The sequence below is a fragment of the Sinorhizobium alkalisoli genome, assembly GCF_008932245.1.
GTDB lineage: Bacteria > Pseudomonadota > Alphaproteobacteria > Rhizobiales > Rhizobiaceae > Sinorhizobium > Sinorhizobium alkalisoli.
On the sequence record NZ_CP034909.1, the window covers coordinates 3,181,946 to 3,207,609 of the forward strand.

At 63.4% G+C, this 25,664-nt stretch carries 23 protein-coding genes, 1 pseudogene and 1 riboswitch; of the genes and pseudogenes, 11 read left to right on the forward strand and 13 right to left on the reverse strand.

The features are described from left to right. Nucleotides 1–164 precede the first annotated feature (164 nt). Nucleotides 165–1,382 carry an argininosuccinate synthase gene (locus EKH55_RS15285; protein WP_151611757.1) on the forward strand — a complete coding sequence of 406 codons (1,218 nt, stop codon included), beginning with the start codon at nucleotides 165–167 and terminating at the stop codon, nucleotides 1,380–1,382. 63 nt (nucleotides 1,383–1,445) lie between these two features. On the opposite strand, the gene EKH55_RS15290 is transcribed toward EKH55_RS15285, so the two are convergent. The 5 genes from EKH55_RS15290 to EKH55_RS15310 all read right to left on the reverse strand — a co-directional run bounded on the left by EKH55_RS15290 (nucleotide 1,446) and on the right by EKH55_RS15310 (nucleotide 6,327). Further along, nucleotides 1,446–2,684 (reverse strand): multidrug effflux MFS transporter, encoded by a 1,239-nt coding sequence (locus tag EKH55_RS15290; protein ID WP_151611758.1) that lies wholly within the window; start codon nucleotides 2,682–2,684, stop codon nucleotides 1,446–1,448. Beyond that, nucleotides 2,681–3,160 (reverse strand): MarR family winged helix-turn-helix transcriptional regulator, encoded by a 480-nt coding sequence (locus EKH55_RS15295; protein WP_151611759.1) that lies wholly within the window; start codon nucleotides 3,158–3,160, stop codon nucleotides 2,681–2,683. Before EKH55_RS15295 ends, EKH55_RS15290 begins: the two co-directional genes overlap by 4 nt. A gap of 111 nt (nucleotides 3,161–3,271) precedes the next feature. Further along, nucleotides 3,272–5,098 (reverse strand): ABC-F family ATP-binding cassette domain-containing protein, encoded by a 1,827-nt coding sequence (locus EKH55_RS15300; RefSeq protein ID WP_151611760.1) that lies wholly within the window; start codon nucleotides 5,096–5,098, stop codon nucleotides 3,272–3,274. Between the two features lie 4 nt (nucleotides 5,099–5,102). Then, a complete protein-coding gene (locus EKH55_RS15305; protein ID WP_069458965.1) occupies nucleotides 5,103–5,753 on the reverse strand; it encodes a thiamine diphosphokinase in 651 nt (216 codons plus the stop codon). 79 nt (nucleotides 5,754–5,832) lie between these two features. Further along, nucleotides 5,833–6,327: a GNAT family N-acetyltransferase gene (locus EKH55_RS15310; protein ID WP_069458783.1), complete on the reverse strand. Its 495-nt coding sequence runs from the start codon at nucleotides 6,325–6,327 to the stop codon at nucleotides 5,833–5,835. A gap of 267 nt (nucleotides 6,328–6,594) precedes the next feature. Continuing rightward, nucleotides 6,595–6,709: riboswitch (TPP riboswitch) on the forward strand. Between the two features lie 47 nt (nucleotides 6,710–6,756). Between EKH55_RS15310 and thiB the strand changes: the two genes are divergently transcribed. The 4 genes from thiB to EKH55_RS15330 all read left to right on the forward strand — a co-directional run bounded on the left by thiB (nucleotide 6,757) and on the right by EKH55_RS15330 (nucleotide 12,009). Beyond that, nucleotides 6,757–7,785 carry a thiamine ABC transporter substrate binding subunit gene (thiB, locus tag EKH55_RS15315; protein ID WP_069458784.1) on the forward strand — a complete coding sequence of 343 codons (1,029 nt, stop codon included), beginning with the start codon at nucleotides 6,757–6,759 and terminating at the stop codon, nucleotides 7,783–7,785. Nucleotides 7,786–7,873: 88 nt separating this feature from the next. Then, nucleotides 7,874–9,475, forward strand: a complete 1,602-nt coding sequence (gene thiP / locus EKH55_RS15320; RefSeq protein WP_246231741.1) for a thiamine/thiamine pyrophosphate ABC transporter permease ThiP — start codon at nucleotides 7,874–7,876, stop codon at nucleotides 9,473–9,475. Next, a complete protein-coding gene (locus EKH55_RS15325; RefSeq protein ID WP_069458785.1) occupies nucleotides 9,472–10,194 on the forward strand; it encodes a thiamine ABC transporter ATP-binding protein in 723 nt (240 codons plus the stop codon). The genes thiP and EKH55_RS15325 overlap by 4 nt, the downstream gene beginning before the upstream one ends. 303 nt (nucleotides 10,195–10,497) lie before the next feature. Next, nucleotides 10,498–12,009, forward strand: a complete 1,512-nt coding sequence (locus EKH55_RS15330) for a M48 family metalloprotease (protein WP_151611762.1) — start codon at nucleotides 10,498–10,500, stop codon at nucleotides 12,007–12,009. A gap of 154 nt (nucleotides 12,010–12,163) precedes the next feature. Here the strand turns inward: EKH55_RS15330 and EKH55_RS15335 are convergent, their stop codons facing one another. The 3 genes from EKH55_RS15335 to EKH55_RS15345 form a co-directional block, all read right to left on the reverse strand. Then, nucleotides 12,164–12,667 (reverse strand): invasion associated locus B family protein, encoded by a 504-nt coding sequence (locus EKH55_RS15335; protein ID WP_069458787.1) that lies wholly within the window; start codon nucleotides 12,665–12,667, stop codon nucleotides 12,164–12,166. A gap of 369 nt (nucleotides 12,668–13,036) precedes the next feature. After that, on the reverse strand, nucleotides 13,037–13,414 hold the full coding sequence (locus tag EKH55_RS15340; RefSeq protein WP_069458788.1) for a YkvA family protein: 378 nt from the start codon (nucleotides 13,412–13,414) through the stop codon (nucleotides 13,037–13,039). Between the two features lie 66 nt (nucleotides 13,415–13,480). Continuing rightward, the gene (locus EKH55_RS15345) at nucleotides 13,481–13,798 is read right to left on the reverse strand and encodes a 4a-hydroxytetrahydrobiopterin dehydratase (RefSeq protein ID WP_069458789.1); all 318 of its coding nucleotides are present in this window, start codon (nucleotides 13,796–13,798) and stop codon (nucleotides 13,481–13,483) included. 209 nt (nucleotides 13,799–14,007) lie between these two features. Between EKH55_RS15345 and EKH55_RS15350 the strand changes: the two genes are divergently transcribed. Both EKH55_RS15350 and EKH55_RS29765 read left to right on the forward strand, forming a co-directional pair. Further along, nucleotides 14,008–14,106, forward strand: coding sequence for an arsenate reductase/protein-tyrosine-phosphatase family protein (locus EKH55_RS15350; RefSeq protein WP_083265333.1), 99 nt, complete (start codon nucleotides 14,008–14,010; stop codon nucleotides 14,104–14,106). Nucleotides 14,107–14,207: 101 nt separating this feature from the next. Beyond that, nucleotides 14,208–14,453: pseudogene (locus EKH55_RS29765) on the forward strand (arsenate reductase/protein-tyrosine-phosphatase family protein); the annotation flags it as partial. A gap of 67 nt (nucleotides 14,454–14,520) precedes the next feature. Here the strand turns inward: EKH55_RS29765 and thpR are convergent. Together thpR and EKH55_RS15365 are read right to left on the reverse strand one after the other, a co-directional pair. Continuing rightward, nucleotides 14,521–15,108, reverse strand: a complete 588-nt coding sequence (thpR, locus tag EKH55_RS15360) for an RNA 2',3'-cyclic phosphodiesterase (protein WP_069458790.1) — start codon at nucleotides 15,106–15,108, stop codon at nucleotides 14,521–14,523. A 112-nt stretch (nucleotides 15,109–15,220) separates the two neighbouring features. Continuing rightward, on the reverse strand, nucleotides 15,221–15,862 hold the full coding sequence (locus EKH55_RS15365) for an arylesterase (RefSeq protein ID WP_069458791.1): 642 nt from the start codon (nucleotides 15,860–15,862) through the stop codon (nucleotides 15,221–15,223). A gap of 70 nt (nucleotides 15,863–15,932) precedes the next feature. On the opposite strand from EKH55_RS15365, the gene EKH55_RS15370 reads away from it, so the two are divergent. The 4 genes from EKH55_RS15370 (at nucleotide 15,933) to EKH55_RS15385 (ending at nucleotide 21,057) form a co-directional block, all read left to right on the forward strand. Then, on the forward strand, nucleotides 15,933–16,658 hold the full coding sequence (locus tag EKH55_RS15370) for an ABC transporter ATP-binding protein (protein ID WP_069458967.1): 726 nt from the start codon (nucleotides 15,933–15,935) through the stop codon (nucleotides 16,656–16,658). After that, a complete protein-coding gene (locus tag EKH55_RS15375; protein ID WP_069458792.1) occupies nucleotides 16,655–19,210 on the forward strand; it encodes an ABC transporter permease in 2,556 nt (851 codons plus the stop codon). Before EKH55_RS15370 ends, EKH55_RS15375 begins: the two co-directional genes overlap by 4 nt. Nucleotides 19,211–19,499: 289 nt before the next feature. After that, nucleotides 19,500–20,237, forward strand: coding sequence for a Bax inhibitor-1/YccA family protein (locus EKH55_RS15380; protein WP_069458793.1), 738 nt, complete (start codon nucleotides 19,500–19,502; stop codon nucleotides 20,235–20,237). Nucleotides 20,238–20,499: 262 nt separating this feature from the next. Then, on the forward strand, nucleotides 20,500–21,057 hold the full coding sequence (locus tag EKH55_RS15385; RefSeq protein ID WP_151611763.1) for a GNAT family N-acetyltransferase: 558 nt from the start codon (nucleotides 20,500–20,502) through the stop codon (nucleotides 21,055–21,057). 141 nt (nucleotides 21,058–21,198) lie between these two features. Here the strand turns inward: EKH55_RS15385 and EKH55_RS15390 are convergent, their stop codons facing one another. From EKH55_RS15390 to acnA, 3 genes are all read right to left on the reverse strand, one after another. Next, on the reverse strand, nucleotides 21,199–21,606 hold the full coding sequence (locus EKH55_RS15390; protein ID WP_106407850.1) for a DUF2794 domain-containing protein: 408 nt from the start codon (nucleotides 21,604–21,606) through the stop codon (nucleotides 21,199–21,201). Between the two features lie 349 nt (nucleotides 21,607–21,955). After that, on the reverse strand, nucleotides 21,956–22,744 hold the full coding sequence (locus EKH55_RS15395; RefSeq protein ID WP_069458970.1) for a DUF1223 domain-containing protein: 789 nt from the start codon (nucleotides 22,742–22,744) through the stop codon (nucleotides 21,956–21,958). 219 nt (nucleotides 22,745–22,963) lie between these two features. After that, entirely contained in the window at nucleotides 22,964–25,654 is a 2,691-nt protein-coding gene (gene acnA, locus EKH55_RS15400; RefSeq protein ID WP_151611764.1) for an aconitate hydratase AcnA, read from the reverse strand. Between the last annotated feature and the right edge of the window lie 10 nt (nucleotides 25,655–25,664).

A 25,664-nucleotide genomic window follows, 5' to 3' on the forward strand; every position in this document is an offset into this window, starting at 1 on the left:
CCTCGGGCGGATGATCTTTTCTGCTACCGCAGGATCCGCGCCTTTGCCAGCAGATTCGTCCGAATGCCGCTGGTTGCGCTTGTATCGCTCCGAGTTCTGGCTAAAGTGCCGCAGATTTTTCACGGGGCGCAGCAACGCCCTCAAAGACCAGACGGACAGACATCATGACATCGCACAAAGACGTGAAAAAGGTCGTTCTCGCCTATTCCGGCGGTCTCGACACCTCGATCATCCTCAAGTGGCTGCAGGCGGAACTCGGCGCCGAAGTGGTGACCTTCACCGCCGATCTCGGCCAGGGCGAGGAACTGGAACCGGCGCGCAAGAAGGCCGAGATGCTCGGCATCAAGGAGATCTATATCGAAGATGTCCGCGAGGAATTCGTGAAGGACTTCGTCTTCCCGATGTTCCGCGCCAATGCGGTCTATGAGGGCGTCTACCTGCTCGGCACCTCGATCGCCCGGCCGCTGATCTCCAAGCACCTGATCGACATCGCCCGAAAGACCGGCGCCGATGCGATCGCCCATGGCGCGACCGGCAAGGGCAACGACCAGGTCCGCTTCGAACTCTCGGCCTATGCGCTGAACCCGGACATCAAGATCATCGCCCCCTGGCGCGACTGGTCGTTCAAGAGCCGCACCGAATTGCTGGAATTCGCCGAGAAGCACCAGATCCCGGTCGCGAAAGACAAGAAGGGCGAGGCCCCCTTCTCCGTCGACGCCAACCTGTTGCACTCCTCCTCGGAAGGCAAGGTTCTCGAAGACCCGGCCCAGGAAGCGCCGGAATATGTGCACATGCGCACGATTTCGCCGGAAGCCGCTCCCGATAAGGCGACCATCATCAAGATCGGCTTCGAGCGCGGCGACGCGGTCTCGATCGACGGCGTTCGCCTGTCGCCGGCAACGCTGCTCGCCAAGCTCAACGACTATGGCCGCGACAACGGCATCGGCCGCCTCGACCTTGTCGAGAACCGCTTCGTCGGCATGAAATCGCGCGGCGTCTATGAGACGCCAGGCGGCACGATCCTGCTCGCCGCCCACCGCGCGATCGAGAGCATCACACTCGACCGCGGCGCCGCGCATTTGAAGGACGAGCTGATGCCGCGCTATGCCGAGCTCATCTATTACGGCTTCTGGTTCTCGCCGGAGCGCGAGATGCTGCAGGCGGCGATCGACAAGAGCCAGGAACATGTGGAAGGCGAAGTGACGCTGAAGCTCTACAAGGGCAATGTCATGGTCATAGGCCGCGAGAGCGACAAGTCGCTCTATTCCGACAAGCTGGTCACCTTCGAGGACGACCAGGGCGCTTACGACCAGAAGGACGCCGCAGGCTTCATCAAGCTCAATGCGCTGCGCCTGCGCACGCTGGCCGCGCGCAACCGTTGAGTTTGGTAGAGATTTGGAAGAAAGCCGCGGCGGAGCGATCCGCCGCGGCTTTTTGATTGGCACCTATTCCGCCGCGCCCTGCAGAGGTTCTTCGGCAAGCTCCGGCGCCGTCAGAGGTCTAATTCGAACGGTTCTGCGATACCAGAGATAGCTGGCTATCGAGATCAGCCCGAAGCCCGGGATGATCGTTCCGAGCGCCAGCACCGGCGCGCCGACGAGAGCGGCGAGCGCGCCGCCGACGAGCCCCGCCCCCATCTGGATGAAGCCCATCATCGCCGATGCAGTGCCGGCTATATGCGGGAACGGCGCCATCGCCGCCGTCATCATATAGGGCATGACATAGGCGATGCCGAAGGCATAGAGACCGATCGGCACCATCACCGAGAAAAAGCTCGGATCGAGCGCGTGCATGCTGAAGGCCAGGCCGAGGCTCGCCGCACCGATGAAGAAAAGTCCCGCCGGCACCAGCGCCTGCGGCGTGAAGCGCCGCATCAGGAGCCGCACGGTGACGGTGCCCGAAAAGAAGAGCCCCGATTGCATCAGCATGCCGACGCCAAATTCGGTCGGCGTCAGGCCCACTTCGCCGATCAGCACGAAGGGCAGCATCGTCGCCCAGGCATAGAGGGCGCCGACCGCGCCGCCGATCACCAGCGTCGAGGAGACGAAGCGGCTGTCCCTCGACAGTTCGCCATAGGCCCGGAGAATCGGCAGGAGATGCCCCTTGCTGCGATCCGGCGTCGCCGTTTCGGCCATGAAGAACTGCACGGTAATACAGGCCATCAGCGCGAAACCGACCATCAGCAAAAAGATCGACCGCCAGCCGAAGAGGCCGAGCGCGATGCCGCCGAGCGTCGGCGAGACGGCGGGCCCGAGCGCGAGCATCATGCCGATCATGTTCATGAGGCGCGCGGCCGTCGTGCCGGTGAACTGGTCGCGAACGATGGCGCGCGCCACCGTCATGCCGACCGATGCGCCGATTCCCTGCACGAGCCTTCCGGCCAGCAGCATCGCGACGGACGGAGCAAAGGCCGCCATCAGGCTGCCGGCGAGATAGATCGCCATGAAGATCAAGGTCGCCCGGCGCCGGCCGATGACGTCGGACAGCGTGCCGGAAACGAGCTGAGCGAAGGCGAAGCCGCCGAAATAGAGCGACAGCGTCATCTTGATCGCCGCTTCGCTCGAAGAAAAGGCGCGTACGAGGTCCGGCATGGCCGGCGTGTAGAGCGCCATGGAAACGGGGCCGAGCGCCACGAGGAAGGCACCGATGATGCTCGTGCGCCGCTCGCTCATCCGCAGCGTCATTCGGCCGCTCCCTTGTCCTTGCGGGCAAGGCAGGGATCGAGCCGGCGGAGATTGTCGCGCAGGATCTTCAGATTGGCGCGCAGCAGCTCCCGTCCCTCCTCTCCGAGGCCTTCGGTATAGGCGTTCATCATATCGCGCAGGCCTTCGGTCAACGCGGAAAGCAGCGGATCGGCGCTGTCAGTGACGACGACATTCTTCGCGCGTCGGTCGGCCGGGTCCGGCACACGCACGACGAGCCCCATCGTCTCGAGGCGATCGAGATAGGTCGAGAGCGTCATCGGCTCGATTCCCATGCGGGTGGCGATTTCCGCCTGCTTGATCCCTTCGGTCGCCGCCACCTGGATCAGGGCCCGCGCCTCGCCCGGGGTGATGCCGAGCGCCATCTGATTGACCTTGCGGTCGAAGGCGCCGCGCAACAGGCGGGAGACATCGGTGAGCAGCATTCCGATCGCATCGGAATCGAATTTTGTCGGCATGAATGGGTTCTCAATGGAGATAATAAGGTTTGCTTATCATATCCATTGAAGGTGCTCAATGCGAGATGGAGAGACGCCGGCTGAGGCAGACGTTCTGGCGTTTCTAGGGTCTCAGCCCTCGAGCTCCTCGCGCAGCATTTCGAGCTCCAGCCACTCCTCCTCCATTCGCGCGAGCCCCTCTTTCAGCTTTTCGAGCTCGGCGGCAAGCCTGGCAAAACCGTCCGGATCGCGGGAGAAGAGGTTGGGGTCGTGCATCTTCTCTTCCCGCCTGGCGATCTCCGCTTCGGCCTTGGCGATCTCCTTCGGCAGGGTCTCGAGCGCGAATTTCTGCTTGTAGGAAAGCTTGCCCTTCGCCTTCTGCGGCTCGGCGGTTTCGGCAGCAGCGTCGCTCGCCCTGGCCTTCTCCGACCTTTCCGCCTTGCGCCGCTCCTCGATCGCGCCCCGGCGCTGCGCCATCATGTCGGTATAGCCGCCGGCATATTCGATCCAGCGAGCGTCGGGCGCCTCCGGATCGGCCGGTGCGATGGTGGAGGTCACCGTCCGGTCGAGGAAGTCGCGATCGTGGCTGACGAGGATCACCGTGCCGACGAAGCCGGCGACGATCTCCTGCAGGAGGTCGAGCGTCTCGATGTCGAGGTCGTTCGTCGGCTCGTCGAGGATCAGCAGGTTTACGGCGCGCGCGAGAATGCGGGCGAGCATCAGCCGCGCCCGCTCGCCGCCGGAAAGCTCGCGGATCGGCGTGCGCGCCTGCTCCGGCTGGAACAGGAACTCCTTCATGTAGCCCGTGACGTGGCGCTGCTCCCCATTGACCAGCAGCGTCTCGCCGCGCCCGTCGGTCAGATAATGCGCCAGCGTATCGTCGAGGTTGAGCTCCTCGCGTTTCTGGTCAAGCGTGGCGATCTCGAGATTGGTGCCGAGCCTGACACTGCCGGAATCCGGCTCGAGCTGGCCGGTCAGAAGCTTGAGCAGCGTCGTCTTGCCGGCGCCGTTCGGTCCGACGAGGCCGATCCGGTCGCCGCGATGGACGCGGATCGAGAAGGGCGCGACGATGGTGCGATCGCCATAGGCCTTGGTGATCTTTTCCGCCTCGATGACGAGCTTGCCCGACTCCCTGGCATCGGAAACGCCCGCCTGGATCGTGCCCTGCGGCCCTTTGTGGCCGCGATAGCGGGCACGCATGTCCTTGAGTTCGCCCAGCCGGCGCATGTTGCGCTTGCGCCGCGCGGTGACGCCATAGCGCAGCCAGTGCTCTTCCCGTTCGATCGCCTTGCCGAGCTTGTGCTGCTCCAGTTCCTCCGCCTCGAGCACCTCGTCGCGCCAGGCCTCGAAATGGGCAAAGCCGCGATCGAGCCGGCGCGACTGGCCGCGGTCGAGCCAGACGGTCGCGGTCGAGACCCTTTCGAGGAAACGCCGGTCGTGGGAGATCAGCACCAGCGCCGAACGGCTGCGCACGAGCTCGTCTTCCAGCCATTCGATCGTCGGCAGGTCGAGATGGTTGGTCGGCTCGTCGAGAAGCAGGATATCGGGCTCCGGCGCCATGACGCGCGCCAGCGCGGCGCGGCGCGCCTCGCCGCCGGAAAGCCGCTTGGGATCTTCTTCCCCCGTCAAACCGAGATGCTGCAACAGATAGCTGACGCGATAGGGGTCGTCGCCCGGGCCGAGCCCGGACTCCGCATAGGCCTGCACGTTGTCGTAGCCCTCGAAGTCCGGCGCCTGGTGCAGGTAGCGGATCGTCGCCGAGGGATGGCGGAAGACCTCGCCGGATTGCGGTTCGGCAAGGCCGGCGGCGATCTTCAGCAGCGTCGACTTGCCGGAACCATTGCGGCCGACGAGGCAGATGCGGTCGCCGGGCTCCACCTGCAGGCCGGCGCCGGCGAGAAGCGGCGCGCCGCCGAAGGTGAGGAAAATGTCGTCGAGTTTCAGGATGGGGGGCGCCAAGGCGTCAGGCTCCGGAAAGATCATAGGGCCGGGCAAGCACGACGGCCCGGCCGGATTTCAGGGAAAGGCGAACGGGGCCTTCCGCCACGTTGGAAATCGTCCGCGACGATCCGAAGGGCAGATGGAAATCGTCGAGCGGATAACGCGCGTTTTCGATGGTGAGGCCGGAAAGCTCGGTGAAACCGAGGATCGAGAACAGGCTGCCCTTGGGCAGGTCGATCTCCCGCGACCCCGGCCGCAGCGGCCAGGCCTCTTCCTCGCCGGAGGTCATGAAGACCGCAAGCCCCTCTTCCGCGAGCGCGGCGAGCCGCAACAAGTGCAGAAAGGCATGGTCGCTACGGGTGCCGCCGAGCGCACCGGCAAAGATCAGCGACGTCGCGCCGCGCGAAAGCGCCGCCTCGACGGCGATCTCGCCATCGGTGGCGTTCTTCTCCGCCGGGTATTTTTCCCGCGGCACCTCGGCGAATTCCGAAAAGAGCGACTCTTCGGTCGAATCGAAGTCGCCCACCCAGAGGTCCGGCAAGACTTGCAGCGTCCTCGCATGGCGCATGCCGCCGTCGGCGGCGATAAACCGGCTGCCGGCCAATTGCGCCGTTAGCCGCTCCGTCAGGGTAAGCGCGCCGCCGAGAAGAATTGTGAAGGGTGATTGGCTCATGGCAGAAGCCCATAGCGCAAAGCGGCTCTGAAGGGAAAGGCCCGGCACCGCCGTTTGCGTCCGGTATCCTTCGCCAACGTCACTCGCGCGGCTCGGGTTCCGCGCCATTGTCGGGCCGGAGCAGATCCGCATAGATGCCGGGCGTCGAATCCGGTATTTCCACCGCACCGACGGTGCGCGTGTAGAATTCGGTCGGACCGGCGCCGCCGATGATCGCATAGGCGTAGCCGGCCGCGCGCATCGCGATCAGGCTTTCAATGAGCAGCGCCTCGCCGATGCCGCGGCCGCGCATCGTCCCATCCACTCCGGTAGGGCCGAAGAAGCCGAGCGCGGTCACGTCATGGCAGGCGAATCCGACGAGCGCGCCCTGATGGAGCGCGATATGGATGCGTGTCGGCGTCGAGGAGAAGGCGGCTTCCGCCTCTCCCGCCCAGCCGGCGCCGAAATGCTCACCCACCCAGCAGACGACGGTCCGGCGCTCGGGCGCCATGGCGCGCCGGATCGAGATGTCGGGGCCGAGCCGGCCGGCGCGACTCTCCGGCAGGGCGTAGAGCCGAACGAGCATGTCTGGCATCAACCCATACCCCGCGCCTTGTGACCGGCCGTCCGTGAACTAACTTCGCCGGTACGTGTTGAACATGTGAGGAAGGCCTCCGCATCTTGATAGCGCAGACGGCGTGCCAAGCGAAAGCCCCTGACGCATGGGCCCGAAAATCGGACCGATATTCGAGAAGCTCGGTGCGGAGATTCCAGGAGTTGCAGCGAGCATTGCGCATCTCAAAGACGCGCGGCGCTCCTAAAACTGCGCTTGCGTTGACTGCCGCCGGAAGCTAAATCTTGGCCTGCTCTAACGGGGTGCCATCCGCCGGCTTTCGGGCGGTGGCTGAGAGGCGTCACGCCAACCCGCGGAACCTGATCCGGCTCGTACCGGCGGAGGGATTAGAAGCGATCGGACCGAACGCCCTTTTCCCGTGCAGCAAGAACAACAGGGAAGAGGTGCCACATGCCCAGTTCATTCCACAGCAAGATAGTCAACCGGCTTGCGATCGCCGCCTTTGCCCTCGCCGCCTCTTCGGCAAGCGCCCTTGCCGCGGAAAAAACGCTGACGATCTACACCTATGAGAGCTTCATCAGCGAATGGGGCCCGGGCGCCAAGGTCGCCGAGGCTTTCGAGAAGAGTTGCGGCTGCAAGGTCGACTATGTCGGCGTCGCCGACGGGGTCGAGTTGCTGACGCGGCTGAAGCTCGAGGGTGAAGCCACGAAGGCCGACATCGTCCTCGGACTCGACACCAATCTGGTTGCCGAAGCCAAGGCCACCGGCTTCTTCGCGCCACACGCCCTCGACACCAAGGGGCTCGAGGTTCCCGGCGATTTTTCCGACGGCGTGTTCATTCCCTATGACTACGGCCACTTCGCCGTGGTTTATGACACGGAAGTGCTGAAGGAGCCGCCGAAGAGCCTGAAGGAACTGGTCGAAGGCGATCCGTCGCAGAAGATCGTCATCGAGGATCCGCGCACCTCGACGCCCGGCCTCGGCCTGCTGCTCTGGATGAAATCGGTTTATGGCGACGAGGCGGGCGAAGCCTGGGCCAAGCTCAAGGATCGTGTTCTGACGGTGACCCCCGGCTGGTCGGAGGCCTACGGACTCTTCACCAAGGGCGAGGCGCCGATGGTGCTTTCCTACACCACCTCGCCCGCCTACCATATGGTTGCCGAAAACACCGACCGCTACCAGGCGGCGCCATTCGCCGAGGGCCATTACATCCAGATCGAAGTGGCCGGCATGACGAAGAACGCGGACGATCCGGAACTTGCCCGGCAATTTCTCGCCTTCATGATCGGACCCGAATTCCAGTCGATCATTCCGACGACCAACTGGATGCTGCCGGTCGGCGAAACCAGGGAGCCCCTGCCGGAGGCGTTCGGCAAGCTCGTCCAGCCTGAAAAGACGTTCCTGATGTCGCCCCAAGACGTCGCCGATAACCGCAAGGCCTGGATCGACGAGTGGCTGGCGGCGATGAGCCGAAACTGAGGCCAAGCAGGTTCCGGGAAGTCGCACGCGAATTCCGATGAGAACCTGCAAAGGAATAAGAGCTAAATTGTTTGCGCGCGAGAACAGGATGACGATTGCCGCCGGGGGCTTGGTCCTCGGCGGCATCCTGCTTTTCGTCGGCCTCGCCGCTGCGGCTCTGCTCGCACACGGCGGCGCCGATGGCCGCCAGGATCTTTTCGACGCCTATGTCTGGCGCGTCACCCGGTTCACGCTTCTGCAGGCAAGCCTCTCGACCGGACTGTCGATCCTCTTCGCGATCCCCGTCGCCCGCGCGCTTGCCCGCCAGGCCGCCTTTCCGGGCCGCATCTGGCTGTTGCGGCTGATGGCGCTGCCGCTGGGGCTGCCTGCGCTGGTCGCCGCGCTCGGCCTGATCGAGGTCTGGGGTCGGCAAGGCTTTCTCAACCGGGCCCTGACGGCCATCGGCATCGTCGCACCAATCAGCATCTACGGGCTTTTCGGCATCCTTTTGGCCCATGTCTTTTTCAACATGCCGCTGGCCGTGAGGCTTATGCTCGCCGGACTTGAGCGTATCCCGGCCGAATACTGGCGCACCTCCGCCAATCTTGGCATGGGCTCGTTCGCGATCTTCCGCTTCATCGAATGGCCGGCGATCCGCGGCCTGCTGCCGGGCATTGCCGGCCTCGTCTTCATGCTCTGCGCCACCAGCTTCACGCTGGTGCTGACGCTTGGCGGCGGCCCCGCCGCAAGCACCATCGAGGTGGCGATCTACCAGGCGCTGCGTTTCGATTTCGATCCGCCGCGGGCGATCGCGCTGGCCGGCCTCCAGGTGGCGCTGACCGGTCTTCTGCTTTTCCTCCTCAAATTCGTGGCGCCCCCGCCGGAGGAGGGCGAGACCAGCGGCAGGGCGATCCGCCGCTTCGACGGTTCTAAAGGCGTTGCGCGCCTTGCCGATCGGATCTGGCTGACCCTTGCGCTGATTTTCGTCGGCACACCCTTCGCCGCCATCGCGGCGTCCGGCTTGCGGGCGGATCTGGCCCGGCTGCTTTCCGAACATGCCTTCCACCAGGCACTGCTGACGAGCGCCGCAGTCGCACTGCCTTCGGCGGCGATCGCCGTCGCAATCGCCGCCCTGATGATCCGCACCCAGCGGCTGGTGCTTTCTCGGCGGCGCCGCGGCATGCCGGCCCGGTTCTTTGCCGGTACGATCGGCGCCAGCATGTCCTTTATCCTGCTCGCCCCGCCGATCGTGCTCGGCGCCGGGTGGTTCCTGCTGTTGCGCCCCTTCGGCGACGTCGCCCGCTTCGCCCCCTTGGTCGTTATCGCCATCAATGCGCTGATGGCGCTGCCGTTCGTGCATCGGGTGCTCGCCCCCGCCATGGCCACCCATGCGGTGCGAACCGAGCGTCTCGCCGCAAGCCTGGGCATAGGCGGCTTCCATCGCCTGCGATGGATCGATTGGCCGCCGCTGCGCAAGGCCTTCTTCACGGCCTTTTCCTTTGCCCTCGCCCTGTCGCTCGGAGATCTTGGCGCGATCGCGCTTTTCGGTTCGCAGGACCTCGCCACCCTGCCCTGGCTGCTCTATAGCCGCATGGGCAGCTACCGCACCGCCGACGCGGCGGGGCTCGCCCTTCTACTCGGCATCCTATGCCTGATCTTCACCATGCTCGGCACGGCGGGGGATGACAGAACGCGAGGCCTGCGGACATGACTTCCGCAGCCGTTATCCTCAGGGACGTAAAGGTGCGCTTCGAAACGACGGTTCTGGCGTTCGACTGCACCGTTCCGGCGGGAGAGATCGTCGCCGTCGCCGGTCCCTCCGGCTCGGGAAAGTCGACGCTCCTCAACGTCATCGCCGGCTTTGAGGAGCCGGACGAAGGCGAGGTCCGCATCTTCGGCGACGACATGGCCGGCCGCCTGCCGGCCAACCGGCCCGTCTCGGTCATCTTTCAGGAAAACAACCTCTTCACGCATCTCGACGTCGCCGCCAATGTCGGTTTCGGCATCAGTCCCTCGCTTCGCCTGTGCCGCGGCGATCGCGAGAGGATCGAAGAGGCGCTCGACCGAGTCGGCCTTGCCGGCTTCGGCGAGCGATTGCCGCCGACGCTTTCCGGCGGCGAACGCCAGAGGGTGTCGCTTGCCCGCGCGCTGGTGCGCCACCGGCCGCTGCTTCTGCTAGACGAGCCCTTCGCTGCGCTCGACCCCGGCATGCGCGCGGAAATGCGCAACCTGCTTGCCGATCTCCATCACGAGGAGGGCAATACCATCCTGATGATCACGCATCATCCCGATGACGTGAGGCTCTTCTCCGACAGCGTGCTTTTCCTCGATCAGGGACATATAGTCGCCCACGATCCGAGCGACCGCTTTCTGGGGCGGCGGGACCTCACGGCGATCAACCGCTTTCTCGGCCAAGAATCAGGACGATGAAATTTAGCACGGCGAAATTTAATCTGCCCTTCGCCACAATTTGACCGCCGGGCTGTGCGACGGGCGGAACACCCGGCCGGGTGGACGCGTTACTCGCGCATCCGTTGCTGCGATACCACGGGGCAACTATTTCTATCGGGATCGGCTAGGCAGATGGCGCTTAAATCGATAGAGCAGGGATCGTAGCTGACGAAACCCTATGCCGGGGAACCCTATCCGGCTGAAAAGGTGGGATTTTTCATCGCTGACGGTAGATGGGACTGAGAGCCCGGGCGACTTCGGCGGCTGAGATTGGGCTGAGGCATGGCAAGGCAGACAGTCACAAACGACTGGTTTCCGGCGTGGCGCGGAGGCAAGACGGCGCGATCCCTGGTTGTGTTATCCAGTGCCGCGCTGCTCTCCGCCTGCCAATCGCTGATCGAGCAGACCTACGAGCCGACCGTCTCGCCCTCCTCCAATCCGCAGATCGTCGAGGAAGTGCAGAAGAACGATCCGCGTGCCCAGCTCGGCGCGCGCGAACATCCGCGCATTGTGGCGAGCTACGGCGGCGAATATCGCGACGCCAAGACGGAGCGGCTGGTCGCCCGCATCACCGGCGCGCTGACGGCGGTCTCCGAAAACCCGCAACAGTCCTACCGCATCACCATCCTCAATTCTCCGGCGATCAACGCCTTTGCGCTTCCCGGCGGTTACCTCTACGTGACACGCGGCCTACTGGCGCTTGCCGACGACGCCTCCGAGGTCGCAGCCGTGCTGTCTCACGAAATGGCGCATGTCACGGCCAATCACGGCATCCAGCGCCAGCAGCGCGAGGAAGCCGAGGTGATTGCCAGCCGCGTGGTGACCGAAGTGCTCTCCTCCAATCTCGCCGGCAAACAGGCGCTTGCCCGCGGCAAGCTCAGGCTTGCCGCCTTCTCGCGCAACCAGGAACTGCAGGCGGACGTGATCGGCGTGCGCATGCTGGGCGAAGCCGGCTATGATCCTTATGCGGCGGCACGCTTCCTCGATTCCATGGCCGCCTATGCCCGCTTTACCGCCGTCGATCCCGTATCGGACCAGAGCCTCGACTTCCTCTCGAGCCACCCCAATGCGCCGCAACGCGTCGAACTGGCACGCCGTCATGCGCGCGCCTTCGGCCCGGAAGGGACGAGCGGCGACCGCGGACGCGACTATTATCTCGCCGGCATCGACGGACTGCTCTATGGCGACAGCCCGCAGGAGGGCTACGTGCGCGGGCAGACCTTCCTCCACGGAAAGCTCGGCATCCGTTTCGACGTTCCGACAGGCTTCCAGATCGACAACAAGGCCGAGGCCGTACTCGCGACCGGGCCGGGCGACGTCGCAATTCGCTTTGACGGTGTCGCCGACACGGCACGACGCAGCCTGACGGATTACCTGGCCAGCGGCTGGGTCACCGGTCTGCAGCCCGATACGATCAAATCCGTCATGCTCAACGGTCTGGAGGCGGCGACCGCTTATGCCTCCGCCGACCGCTGGGACTTCGACGTCACGGTGATCCGGATCGACGATCGTATCTACCGGTTCCTGACGGCCGTACCGAAGGGCTCGGCCGCACTCGAAGCCACCGCGAGCCATTTGCGCAATTCCTTCCGTCGGATGGCTCCGGGAGAGATCAAGTCGCTGAAGCCGCTGCGTATCCGTGTGGTGACCGTGAAGCCGGGCGAGACCATCGCCACATTGGCCTCGCGCATGATGGGCACCGACCGCAAGCTCGACCTTTTCCGGCTGATCAATGCGATGCAGGTCACCTCCACCGTCAAGCCGGGCGACAAGGTGAAGATCATCTCCGAGTGAAACGCACCGGCCGGAAAATCAGAACCAATTTTCGGAAGGCTGGATGAGCCGATTCAAAGTCACGACGCCACGTGCCATGCCATGCCTGGCGCACGTGCAAAAAAGGCCCGGCAATCCACCGGGCCTTCGTCAATAGGAAAGCTTGACTTGCCTCTTACTTGCAGGCCTCGATCTGCTTCAAGGCGGCAGAGATGCCGGACAGCGAATAGGAGTAGGAGGTCTCGGTGCCACGGCGTGATTTGGCGCTGACGGACATGGCTTTGCCGGACTTCATAGCGGCGACCATTGCCGGCTCCTCGGCGGCGTTTTCCACCCAGGCGGAGTTGCCCTTGGTGAACAGGACGAAAGTCCGCCCGTCGATGACGACGTTCACCTTCGAATTATCCTGCAACGGGTAGCCCATCATGGCCTGCGGCTCGTAGCTGATGTTCTGGCCCGGGCGCTGCGAGACGAGAAAGAAGATGTCGCCATGATCGACGCCGGCCGGGCTCTTTTCCTTCGGCACGGAGAGAACATAGCAAACCTTGCCGTTGCCCGACTGGTAGGAATAGGCGCCCCAGGCATTGAATTGCTGAATTCGCGTCGGCGATTGCGCAGAAGCGACGCCGGCTGCAGCCATGACGAGTGCGATTGCAGTTGCGATCTTTCTTACAAACATGAGTTCCTGCCGATTTTCTTGGTCGCGATACCCGCAACAGGCTTACACGGGCTACGCATAGTCACGATTTGAATTTATTTTGACTTAATTCAGGTTACCAAATCGTCAACGATCGTCGAAATCGCTGCATCTCGCCCCTCCCGAACGGACCTGGGAAAGCCTCGCGGGACCCGATCCCCATTCTTGCGGGAACCACCGTCGATGGCTTTACCACAAGGCCTTGCCGGCCGGTACCCCTGTATCAAATCCAACCACCATCCGCCGCCTTCGCGCGCGGCCGATTCGTTCCGGAACTCTATGCCACAAAGAATCGGGCAAGAGTTTGTCTTTGCTGGCGGAAATACGGCAACGCGTCGGCGGAAGCAACGATCACTCGTTCGGCCGGTCGCGCATCGCCTCGTCGGCCTTCTGGTAGTGCCGCTCCTTGATCTGACCGCTGACGGCCGCAATGGCGGCGGTCAGAACGGCGATGTCGTCGGAAAAGCCGAAGCCGGCCAGCATGTCGGGAATGAAGTCGAGCGGCAGGACGAAATAGGCGAGCGCCGCGAGCAGTATGCCCCTGGTCCGCGTCGGCGTCTTTGGATCCACCGCACAGAAATAGGCGGCGACGACATCGCGGCTGAACGGAATCTGGCGGACGGCGCGACGAAAGGTGGGCCAGAAGCCGCTGCGCACACGGCGCTCCCGGCGCTCCTGCTCGGATTCCTCGCCGGGCAGGAGAATTTCTCCGATTTTTATATCATCCATCGCATCCGTTCCGCTTCGATCAGGAGCCGTCGCGCTTGCATCGCAATCATATGGGAAGAGCAGACGTTATTTCAAATGATCGGGCATGCGCCCGTCGGCAGCCTTGTCCATTTTCGTCGCCAGTTTGAAGTCGAGCTCCGTCAGTCCGCCGACGTCATGCGTCGACAGCGTTACATCAACCTTGTTGTAGACATTGAACCACTCGGGATGATGATCGAGCTTTTCCGCCGCGAGCGCGCATTGCGTCATGAAGCTGAAAGCCTCGGCAAAGGTCTTGAAGCGGAACGCCTTCCAGATCGAGGCACCGTCCTCAGCCAGAACCCAGCCCTCCATCTTGTGCAGGTGTTCGGCGATAGCCGCCGCGTCCAGTTTTTCCGGCCGCATTCTGTTCCTCCTTGCACCGTTCTGTCCTCTACGGCGCCGCGCCCTGTCACGCGCAAAGGCCGCCGCGGTTCTTTGAAGCTACCCTTTGAGCTCCGAAAATCGGTTCCGATTATCGCGCCGATGCGCTAACAACGACACCGCGACCCGGAATGTTCGCCTGAGCTTTTGCATTTCGACCGCGGCGACATCGATTATGACAAGTGAAGACGATGAAAGACACGAAAATCCTTTTCGTTTGTCTCGGCAATATTTGCCGGTCGCCTCTTGCGGGGATCATGCGTCACCTACAGCGCCGCGCGTCTTGTTAGACGCGCAAAGGTCGCTGTAGCACTTTGAATTGCTGCATGTCTTTGTCCTTAAATCCAGGTCGATTAGAGGAGACATGCAGTAGCGATGCGGGCAGGACGCGATGCTACGATCTCCGTCGATTCCGCCGGGACCAGTGCCTGGCCATGCGGGCGATCCGCCCGACAGGCGCTCCATTGCGGTCGCCGACGCCCATGGTATAGACATCCGTCACATGCGCGGACGCCAATTGCGCGTCGCCGATTTCGACAAATTCGAGCTGATCCTCGGCATGGATGGACACAACGTTCGCACCGTCAGCGGACTCGCTCCGATGGCGTCAGCGCACAAGGTGCATCTTTTCATGGACTACGCGCTCGGCCGGCACGCTGACGTGCCGGACCCCAATACGAAATCGACCCCGCCTTCGAAGCGCTTTACCAGATGCTGGAGGCCGGGTGCTCTTCGCTACTTGCGAAGCTGGAGTGCGCTTCATGAAGCGGAAACACCTCTTCCGTCACGTAAGGCCCGCCACCGACCGAATCGCGCGAGGACATGAGAACGAAGCGCGAGACCGTGAAGGGCGCGGTGACGAAGTTGCCCCGTCCGGAGAGATATTCGACGACGTCCTCGACGCGTGAGGACCGCAGGCGCGCGAGCGAGACATGTGGGGTGAACTTGCGCGGGTCCGCTGCAAGGCCAAGCCGCTGGCAGATGCGTTCGATTTCCGCCTGCAGCGCGAACATTTCGGGAGTGTTGCTGACGCCGGCCCAGACCGAATGCGGTTTCTTCGAGCCGAAGGCGCCGGTGCCGGTCAGTTGCAGCTGGAATTCCGGCCGTTCGATCCGATCGAGGCTGTCGACAACCTCGTTGGCAGTCCGCCAATCGACGTCGCCGATGAAGCGCAGCGTGATGTGGTAATTCTCCACATCGATCCAACGAGCTCCGGGAAGGCCTCCGCGCAGCAGAGAAAGGCTCAATGCTGCATTGCGGGGAATTTCGAGGGCGGTGAACAGTCTCGGCATGGCGAGCTCCCCGAATCTCTTGCAGATGTCTCAGCGAATCACGCATCCGACATACACGCAACCATTATTTAACGGGCGAAGGCGTTAACGTTTCCTTACCTGTGGATCGCGATCACTCTCCTTTCTGGACTGCGGCGATGAACTGCTCGGCCGTCGGCAGGAAACGTTCCACCATCAGGCCGATGCCGTCGCTATTCGGATGCATCCCGTCCTCGAGCTTGAGGCCCGCCTCGGTCGCGACCCCGTCGAGGAAGAACGGATAGAGGGCGAGATCGTATTTTTTCGCGAGGTCCGGATAAATCGGGTTAAAGCGTGCCGCATAGTCGCCGCCCATGTTCGGCGGCGCCAGCATGCCGGCAAGCAGTACGGCGATGCCGCGTTGCTTCAGCCGCGCAACCATCGCATCGAGGTTCTTGCGCGTCTCTTCCGGCGCAATTCCCCGTAGCGCATCATTGGCGCCGAGTTCGAGGATGACGCCCTTCGTCCCATCCGGTACCGACCAGTCGATGCGGGCAAGGCCGCCGGCGGTCGTATCGCCCGAGACGCCCGCATTGGCGATCGTGACGTCGAAGCCCTTTTCCCTCAGCGCCTGTTCAAGGCGCGCCGGGAAGGCATCGTCCGGGGCAAGCTGATAGCCGGCCATCAGGCTGTCGCCAAAGCCGACGAGGCTGATCGTCTCGGCGCGCGCAACGGCCGATAACGCGATTGTCATTGCGACGCCGAAGAAAACGGGCAACAAATCTTTTAAAGCCATGGATGGGTTCCTAAATGCCGGCAGCAATCATTTCGTTATTCCATCTTTCTTTCATATAGGGCCGTTTCGCGTGGCAGAAACCATCATCGAGGTGAAAAATGCGGAGCTGACTCTCGGTGAGGCGGCGGCCTCGGTGCACGTGCTGAAGGGCGTGAGCCTCACGGTGCAGGCGGGCGAATCGATCGGCATCGTCGGTCCGTCGGGCTCGGGAAAGTCCACCCTGCTGATGGTGCTTGCCGGCCTCGAACGGCTCGACAGCGGCGAAATCTATGTCGACGGCACGCCTCTGCATCGCCTGAACGAGGACAAGGTGGCCGACTTCCGCGGCCGCAACATCGGTATCGTCTTCCAGTCTTTCCACCTGATCCCCAATATGACCGCGCTTGAAAACGTCGCGGTGCCGCTGGAGCTCGCCAATGTCCGCAATGCCTTCGAGATCGCGCGCCAGGAGCTGGTCGCGGTCGGGCTCGGCGAGCGCCTGACGCATTACCCCGGCCAGCTTTCCGGCGGCGAGCAGCAGCGCGTGGCGATCGCCCGGGCGCTGGCGCCCTCGCCGAAACTCCTGATTGCCGACGAACCGACCGGCAATCTCGACGCCGAGACCGGCCGCCAGATCGCCGACCTGCTTTTCTCCGAACAGCGCGAGCGCGGCATGACGCTGGTGCTCGTCACCCATGATGCGGCGCTCGCCGCGCGCTGCAGCCGGCAGGTAAGGGTCCGCTCCGGCGAGATCGTCTCCGGCGCCGAAGCCCAGCCGCTCTCCGCCTCGGCCCGTCAGGGGGTGGCCTCCGCATGAATGCGGCAGCCGCGATCCACCGTCTTCGTCCCGTTCTGGCACTTCGGCTGGCACTGAGGGAGATGCGCGGCGGGCTCCGCGGCTTCTATATTTTCCTGGCCTGCATCGCACTCGGCACGGCCGCTATCGCAGGCGTCAATTCCCTCGCGCAATCGATCAGCGCGACGATCGATTCCGAGGGCCAGCAACTGCTCGCCGCCGATATCCGGTTCGAGCTCAACAGCCGCGTCGCCACCTCCGAGGAGCGCACCTTTCTGGACGGCCTCGGGCGGATCTCCGTGTCTGCGGGCCTGCGCTCGATGGCGCGGCTCCCGGACGGATCGAACCAGGCGCTGGTGGAACTGAAGGCCGTCGACGGCGCCTATCCGCTCTACGGCACCCTTAAAAGCGAGCCAGCGGCACCGCTCTCCGACCTGCTGGCCAAGGATGGTGATACATACGGCGCCGTCGCCGCTCCGCTGCTTCTCGAGCGGCTCGGGATCGTCCCGGGCGCGGAGCTCCTGATCGGCAATGCCCGTCTCCGCATCGCTGCCACCCTTCTTCGCGAGCCCGACGCCGTTTCCGACGGATTCGGCTTTGCACCGCGACTGATGATTTCCGCGGAGGCACTGGCCGCATCTGAACTGGTGCAAACGGGCAGCCTCGTCGAGCACAGCTACAAGATCAGGCTCCAGGATCCGGCGCAAGTCACCGTCATCCGGGCGCAAGCGCAGCACCGGTTCCCGTCCGCCGGCTGGTCGATACGCACGAGCGGCAATGCCGCACCGTCGCTGACCGCCAACATCACCCGCTTTTCGCAGTTCCTGACGCTGGTCGGTCTCACGGCGCTCATTGTCGGCGGCGTCGGCGTCGGCAATGCGGTGCGGTCCTATCTGGACGGCAAGCGCAGCGTGATCGCCACCTTCAAGTGCCTGGGCGCACCGGCATCGCTCGTCGCAACGGTGTATCTGGCCCAGATCCTGATGATCGCGCTGATCGGCATTGCCATCGGCCTCGTGTTCGGCGCCTTCATACCCTTCGTCGCCGCCCAGTTTCTCGCCGACATGCTGCCGGTCTCGACCGATTTCGAGCTGTTTCCTTCGGCGCTGGGCCTGGCGGCGCTTTTCGGGCTGTTGACGGCGCTCGCCTTCGCGATCCTGCCGCTCGGGCAAGCACGCCGGATCCCGGCAACCGCGCTTTTCCGCCAGCAGGGTTTCGAGCCGACCGGCATCCCCGCCTGGCCCTATCTCGCGGGTGCGCTCACCTGCCTTTCGGCGCTTGCCGGGCTTGCCGTCTGGGCGGCCTATGACCGCTACATCTCGCTGGTCTTCCTCGGCGCGGTCGCCTTCGCCTTCGTCGTGCTGAGGGCGGTCGCGCTGCTGATCGCCTGGCTCGCGCGACGCAGCCCACACGTCCACTCTCCGGCCCTGAGACTGGCGATCGGCAATATCCATCGACCCGGCGCCCTGACGCCGTCTGTCGTGCTGTCGCTCGGTCTCGGCCTCGCACTCCTGGTGACGCTGGCGCTGATCGATGGCAATCTTCGGCGCGAGCTCACCGGCAACATGGCCGAGCGTGCGCCCAATTTCTTCTTCGTCGATATTCAAGGCAGCGAGATCGACGGCTTCCGCTCGGTTCTCGGCGAAGCCATGCCGAGGGGCAAGGTCGTCGAGGTGCCGATGCTGCGTGGGCGCATCGTCGCGCTCAATGGCGAGGACGTGAACAGGCGCACCGTGCCGCCCGGCGGTCAATGGGTGCTGCGCGGCGACCGCGGCATCACCTATGCGAAGAACAAGCCGGAGAATTCGATTTTGACGGAAGGCGCCTGGTGGCCAGCGGACTACAGCGGCGAACCGCTCGTCTCCTTCTCGGCGGAGGAGGCCGGCGAGCTCGGCCTCAAGCTCGGCGACACCGTCACCGTCAACGTGCTCGGCCGCGACGTCACCGCCCGGATCGCCAATTTCCGCGAGGTGCAATGGGAATCGCTGTCGATCAATTTCGTCATGGTCTTCTCGCCCAACACCTTCGCCGGGGCGCCGCATGCCTGGCTCGCGACAATCATCGATCCGGAGGCCACGCCAGCGGAGGAGGCCTCGGCGCTTCGAGCCGTCACCAACGCCTTTCCGACGATCACCAGCGTCCGCGTCAAGGACGCGCTCGACATCGTCAATGCATTGCTAGGCCAGTTGGCCACGGCCATCCGGGCAGCGGCCGCCGTCGCCCTGATCGCCTCCGTCCTGGTTCTGGCCGGGGCGCTCGCCGCCGGCAACCGGGCGCGCATCCACGATGCGGTGGTCCTGAAGACGCTCGGCGCCACCCGTGCAACGCTGATCCGGGCCTTCAGCTACGAATATGTGATCCTCGGCCTCGCCACCGCCCTCTTCGCGTTGTTTGCCGGCGGCGTCTCGGCCTGGTTCATCGTCAGCCGCATCATGATGCTGCCGTCGCGCTTCCTGCCCGATGTCGCCGTCGCCACGGTCGCGGTCGCGCTCGTGGTGACCGTCGGCATCGGACTTGCCGGGACCTGGCGCATTCTCGGGCAGAAGGCGGCTCCGGTGCTGCGCGAACTCTGAAGTCCCCTAGGGGCCGCGGATTCTCTTGCCGCGCCCGGCGATCTCGCCGACGGCTTCGGTTGCGCGCGCCCTCCAAAACGTCACGCAGCCCGAATTAACCGTAAATCACTCTTGTTTGATGCTCCGAAGCCCCGCTTTCGCGCGATTCCGGACGTTCCACCCTTGTGCGTGACGCGTTTCAACATCATATTTCTCGGCAGGCATGCTGGAGCCCCGCAGCGGCGCCTGGGCGCGTCAACAGACCGCCGCCCGACACCGTCACACAAACCGGGGCTTAAATGAGGAAACAATGGCTGATCTGAGAAACTACCAAACCCGGATGTCGCCCGCCGGCGCTCAGGCGGGTGCCGTAATCGATGAAGGCCTTCGCGCTTACATGCTGAAGGTCTACAACCTCATGGCGCTTGGCCTGGCGATCACCGGCGTGGCAGCTTACGGAACCTACGCGCTTGCCGTCTCCAACCCGGCTTTCGCCCAGCTCATCTACGCGTCGCCGCTCCGGTGGGTCGTGATGCTGGCCCCGTTGGCGCTGGTTTTCTTCCTGAGCTTCCGCATCCAGAACATGAGCGTTTCGGCCGCCCAGACTACCTTCTGGATCTACGCGGCGCTGATGGGCCTTTCGTTGTCCTCGATCTTCCTGGTCTTCACCGGCCAGAGCATCGTGCAGACGTTCTTCGTGACGGCTGCCTCGTTTGGCGCCCTCTCGCTCTACGGCTACACGACGAAAAAGGACCTGTCCGGCTTCGGCACGTTCCTGATCATGGGTCTTTTCGGCCTGATCATCGCGTCGATCGTCAACATCTTCCTCGCCTCTTCGGCGCTCGGCTTCGCCATCTCGGTGATCGGCGTTCTGGTCTTCGCCGGCTTGACCGCCTACGACACGCAGAAGATCAAGGAAATGTACTTTGAGGCCGACGATGTCGCGGTTGCCGGCCGCAAGGCGATCATGGGCGCTCTGACGCTCTATCTCGACTTCATCAACCTGTTCATGTTCCTGCTGCAGTTCCTTGGCAACAAGAACGAGTAGCCAGCGACACGGATGGCGAAAAGGCGGCTCCGGCCGCCTTTTTTGTTGAGCCTATTAGCCTTGATCGGCTCGGGCATTCCGTGCGATGCAACACATTCGACCTGCGCAGTTGCCTTTTGTGTGTCTGCAGATGGCATGACAGCCTACAGCGTCGTGCGTGTTTTCAGACGCGCAAAGCTTGCTGTAGCTCTCAGAATCTGCGCATCGATCGGCTCCGATTTTCGGACCTATGCGCTGAGGCGATCAACCGACAATGACTGCGATGACGTTCACCCTCCGCGATGCTGCCGTCGCCGACCTTCCTGCAATCACCGAAATCTATCGCGAGTCCGTCCTCAACGGTGTCGCGACCTATGAGGTGACGCCGCCGAGCGAGGCCGAGATGATGCTTCGCCTCACGACCATCACCGGCAGCGGCTATCCGTACCTGGTCGCCCTCGATGAAAGCGATGCGATCCTCGGCTATACCTATGCCTCCGCCTTCCGCACCCGCACCGCCTATCGGTTCCTGGTGGAGGATTCCATATATCTCGCACCCGAGGCCCGGGGGAAAGGGATCGGAAGGGCTCTGCTCAAGGAACTGGTGAGCCGGTGTACTGCCCTTGGCTTTCGCCAGATGGTGGCGGTGATCGGCGGCGCGCATCCTTCGTCGATCGCACTCCACAGGGCCGTCGGCTTCGAGCATCAGGGGCTGATGAAAGCGACCGGCTTCAAGCACGGCCGCTGGCTGGACACGGCCATCATGCAAAGGCCGCTTGGTGAGGGGATGGAAACGCCGCCGACGGAGGGTGTCTATCCGGACACGCTCTACCAAGGCTGATTCACAAAGTCCTGAACGCGAAATTGCTGCATGTCTCCTTAAATCGAGGTCGATCGAAGGAGACATCCAGCAGCGGGAAGAGGAATGGCCGTCGGTCGGATTAGAGGCAGGCGGGCGGAGGACCACCGTGATCGGCCGCGTTCAGGTCTGGACGAGCTTCAACACTTTGTCGAAAACCTTGAGCACCTGGGCGAGTTCGTGACCGCGCTTCAAGACGATGCCGCTGGCGTTTACGACGCTGTAGGCGCCCTGTTTGTGAGTGAGTCTCGGGTTCTTCTCGATTCGGTAGAGCGGCACCTCTCCGGCGCGCTTGAACACAGCGAAGACGGCACGCTCCTTCGTGTGGTCGATCGCATAATCGCGCCACTCGCCCTCGCCAACCATGCGGCCATAGACCTTGAAAATCTGGTCCAGCTCACGGCGCTGAAACGTGACGGGAGGTGGGTTTTTGGCTTTCTTGTACTCGTGAAGATCAACGACCACATCCGTGGTCTGGCCCTGGTGACGCGGTTCGCCTCGCATCAAATCCGGTTGATCGGTCATCGGCATTTCGGCCTTCTGATGTGACAGGTCCATGACAGTTTGCCTGACACGAGCCGAAAAGCAAGCCGGATGCTGTTGATTAATACCGGCAATTCTTACCCTTGCCGCAATTCAGTCAAATCGCCGCCCCAATTCACCGCAAAACTCCGTTCGCTGCCGGACAGAGTCGTTGCCACCGTTTGTCCGGACAGGTCGTCATGCTGCGGGAGGTTCCCGAACGCAGGCATGGCCGGTTCGGTCCGGTAACTTCGAACCCTCAGCCCCAGCCCCTCGATGCTGCCGGGCCGAACCACCCCTTGATGCCCCGATTTGTGCGTCCGCCTCCTTTAGCCACTCGCCCGACACGAACGATGCGCTAAAGTTTGCCCTGCGGTCCGGCGAGAATAGTTGCCGCACCAAGGATCGCGCCGGGCGTCTCCTTGTCCTTCATCGATTGCAGCAGGATTGCGCAGCCGCTATTGCCGCGGCCCTCGATCAGGACCGAGGCCGGCAAGGTGAACTGCGTCGGTGTGCCGTCCCACAGGCCGATCGTCTGGATGTCTCGCACCGCGTGCCAATAGGCAATGCGTTTGCCCCTGTTCTCGCCCCGTTCGACATTGACCACCCGGGCCCGGTCGAAATAGACCACCACGACATTCGCCTTGCCGGCGCCGCCACCGACCCGGATCGAGATGCCGTCACCGGCCATCGCCGCCTCGACCGGCACCGCAAGTCCCTTGTCTCCGGCGCGCATCGTCTCGAGCCTGCTCCTGATCGCCTGCAGGTCGGAGCCGTTCATATGGTCCCGTCCGTTCAGGATCGCCTGGGGCGTATAGACGCCATTGCGTCCGAGCATCCGGGCATAGGCGTATTGACGCTCGGTATTTTCCTTGGAGGCGAGCGTGTCCGCCCAGCCGAGATAGTTCCAGTAGTCGACGTGATAGGCGAGCGCCACGACGTCGCCCTCGTCGATCAGCGTCTTCAACGCCGCATCCGCCGGCGGACAGGATGAGCAGCCCTGGCTGGTGAAAAGCTCGACGACGCCCTTGATCGCGCGGCCGTTGAACGCCTTGCCGCCGTCAGCAGCAGCCGCGCCGCTCAAGGCGCCGAAAAGCCCCATCGTCAGCACGAGATGACGGATCATTGGTCTGAAGGCGAGTGTCATTGCTTCACTTTTGCGATCGGCGCTCATCTTTCCGTGGAAGGCATGACTTTACATACGACGGCCCGCCCTCAACAGAAAGTCACGTTGGAGTGACCATCCGCAAAGCGCGGGAAACAGCGTCGTGAATGCGCGGGATCGCCTTGCTATTCTGCATGCTCAGCACGGGAGAAAGCCGGGGCATCGGCTGACGCCCCGGCTTCCAAGTTCCATATTCTGTATTCAGGCAGCGAGATCGCGCAGAACCGTCTGCAGGATGCCGCCATTGTTGACGTAGGTGACCTCGTCCAGCGTATCGATGCGGCAGATGAGCGGAACTTCCTTCACCGAGCCGTCGCCATAGGTGATCTTGGCAATGCGCTTTTCGCGCGGCTGGACATTGGCAAGGTTTTCGATCGTCACCACCTCGTCGCCCTTGAGCCCCAGCGACTCCCAGGTCATGCCTTCCTCGAAGACGAAGGGGATGACTCCCATGCCGACCAGGTTGGAGCGATGGATGCGCTCGAAGGATTGGGCGATCACCGCCTTGACGCCGAGAAGATTGGTGCCCTTGGCCGCCCAGTCGCGCGACGAGCCGTTGCCGTATTCGACGCCGGCGAAGATGACGAGCGGAACGCCCTCTTCCTTGTACTGCATGGCCGCGTCATAGATCGACATCTCCTCCTTGGAGGGATAGTGGATTGTATAGCCGCCTTCCTTGCCGTTCGGACCCAGCATGTGGTTGCGGATGCGGATGTTGGCGAAGGTGCCGCGCATCATCACCTCATGGTTGCCGCGGCGCGTGCCGTACTGGTTGAAGTCGGCAACCGTGACGCCATGACCAAGCAGGTAGGAACCCGCCGGCGACGCGGCCTTGATCGAACCGGCCGGCGAAATGTGGTCGGTGGTGATCTTGTCGCCGAAAAGGCCGAGAACGCGCGCGCCCTTGATATCGGAAATGCCGGCGCCCGTCTTGCCCATGCCGACAAAATAGGGTGGGTTCTGGACATAGGTGGAGGCCCCATCCCAGGCATAGGTCTGCCCGGCCGGAACCTGCACGGCCTGCCAGTTCTCGTCGCCCTTGAAGACGTCCGCGTATTTCGTCGCATAGAGCTCGCGGGTGACGTATTTGAAGATGAACTCCTGGATCTCCTGCGAGGTCGGCCAGATGTCCTTGAGGTAGACGGGCTGGCCGTCCTGGTCCTCGCCGATCGGATCCTTGGTCAGATCCTTCTGGACGGAGCCGGCGAGCGCGTAGGCGACGACGAGCGGCGGCGAGGCGAGGTAGTTTGCCTGGACGTCCGGCGAGATGCGGCCCTCGAAGTTGCGATTGCCGGAAAGAACGCCCGCGACGATCAGGCCCTTGTCGTTGATCGTCTTGGAGATCGGGCCCGGCAGCGGGCCGGAGTTGCCGATGCAGGTGGTGCAGCCGAAGCCGACCAGGTTGAAGCCGAGCTTGTCGAGATCGACCTGCAGACCGGACTTCGCCAGATATTCGGCGACGACCTGCGATCCGGGCGCGAGCGAGGTCTTGACCCACGGCTTCGTCTTCAGGCCCTTGGCGACGGCGTTGCGGGCGAGCAGGCCAGCCGCGATCAGCACCGACGGGTTCGAGGTGTTGGTGCAGGAGGTGATCGCCGCGATCGCGACGTCACCATGGCCGAGGTTGAAATCCGTGCCTTCGACGGCATAGCGGTTCGAAAGCTGGCCGGGCTTCTTGTAGTCGTTGTCGAGCGCGGCCGCGAAACCGGACGCGATGTTCTCGAGCGCGATGCGCCCTTCGGGGCGCTTCGGACCGGCCATGGACGGCACGACGTCGCCGAGGTCGAGTTCGAGCGTGTCGGTGAAAACGAGGTCGGAGCCGTCACCCTCGCGCCACATCCCTTGCGCCTTGGAATAGGCTTCGACCAGCGCGATGCGGCTCTCTTCGCGGCCGGACATGGTGAGATAATTGATCGTTTCGGCATCGACCGGGAAGAAGCCGCAGGTCGCGCCGTATTCCGGGCCCATGTTGCCGATCGTCGCGCGGTCGGCGAGCGTCATGTTGTCGAGGCCCGGGCCGAAAAATTCGACGAATTTCGAGACCACGCCTTTCTTGCGCAGCATCTGCACGACGGTCAGAACCAGGTCGGTCGCCGTCACGCCTTCCTTGAGCTTGCCGGTGAGCTTGAAGCCGACGACTTCCGGCAGGAGCATCGACACCGGCTGGCCGAGCATCGCTGCTTCCGCTTCGATGCCGCCGACGCCCCAGCCGAGCACGCCAAGGCCGTTGATCATCGTCGTGTGGCTGTCGGTGCCGACGCATGTGTCCGGATAGGCGATCGTCTCGCCGTCCTCTTCCTTGATCCAGACGGCCTGGCCCAGATACTCAAGGTTCACCTGATGACAGATGCCGGTGCCGGGCGGCACGACGCGGAAGTTCTTGAATGCCTGCTGACCCCATTTGAGGAAGCGGTAGCGCTCGCCGTTGCGCTGATATTCGAGTTCGACGTTGCGCGCAAAGGCCGTCGGCGTGCCGAATTCGTCGACGATGACCGAATGGTCGATGACGAGGTCGACGGGGACGAGCGGATTGATCTTTTCCGGATCGCCGCCGAGCGAGACCATGGCGTCGCGCATGGCCGCGAGGTCGACGACCGCCGGAACGCCGGTGAAATCCTGCATCAGCACGCGTGCGGGGCGGTAGGCGATTTCGTTTTCCGCCGTGCCCTTGTCGCCGAGCCAGGCGGCGACGTTTTCGATGTCCTGCTTGGTGACGGATCGGCCGTCCTCATTGCGCAACAGGTTTTCCAGCAGCACTTTCATCGAATAGGGAAGCTTCGAAACGCCGGCAAGGCCGTTCGCCTCCGCCTTCGGAAGGCTGTAATAGACATAATCCACGCCATTGACCGTGAGCGTAGAGCGACAATTGAAACTGTCTAGGGATTTGGACACTGGAAATACC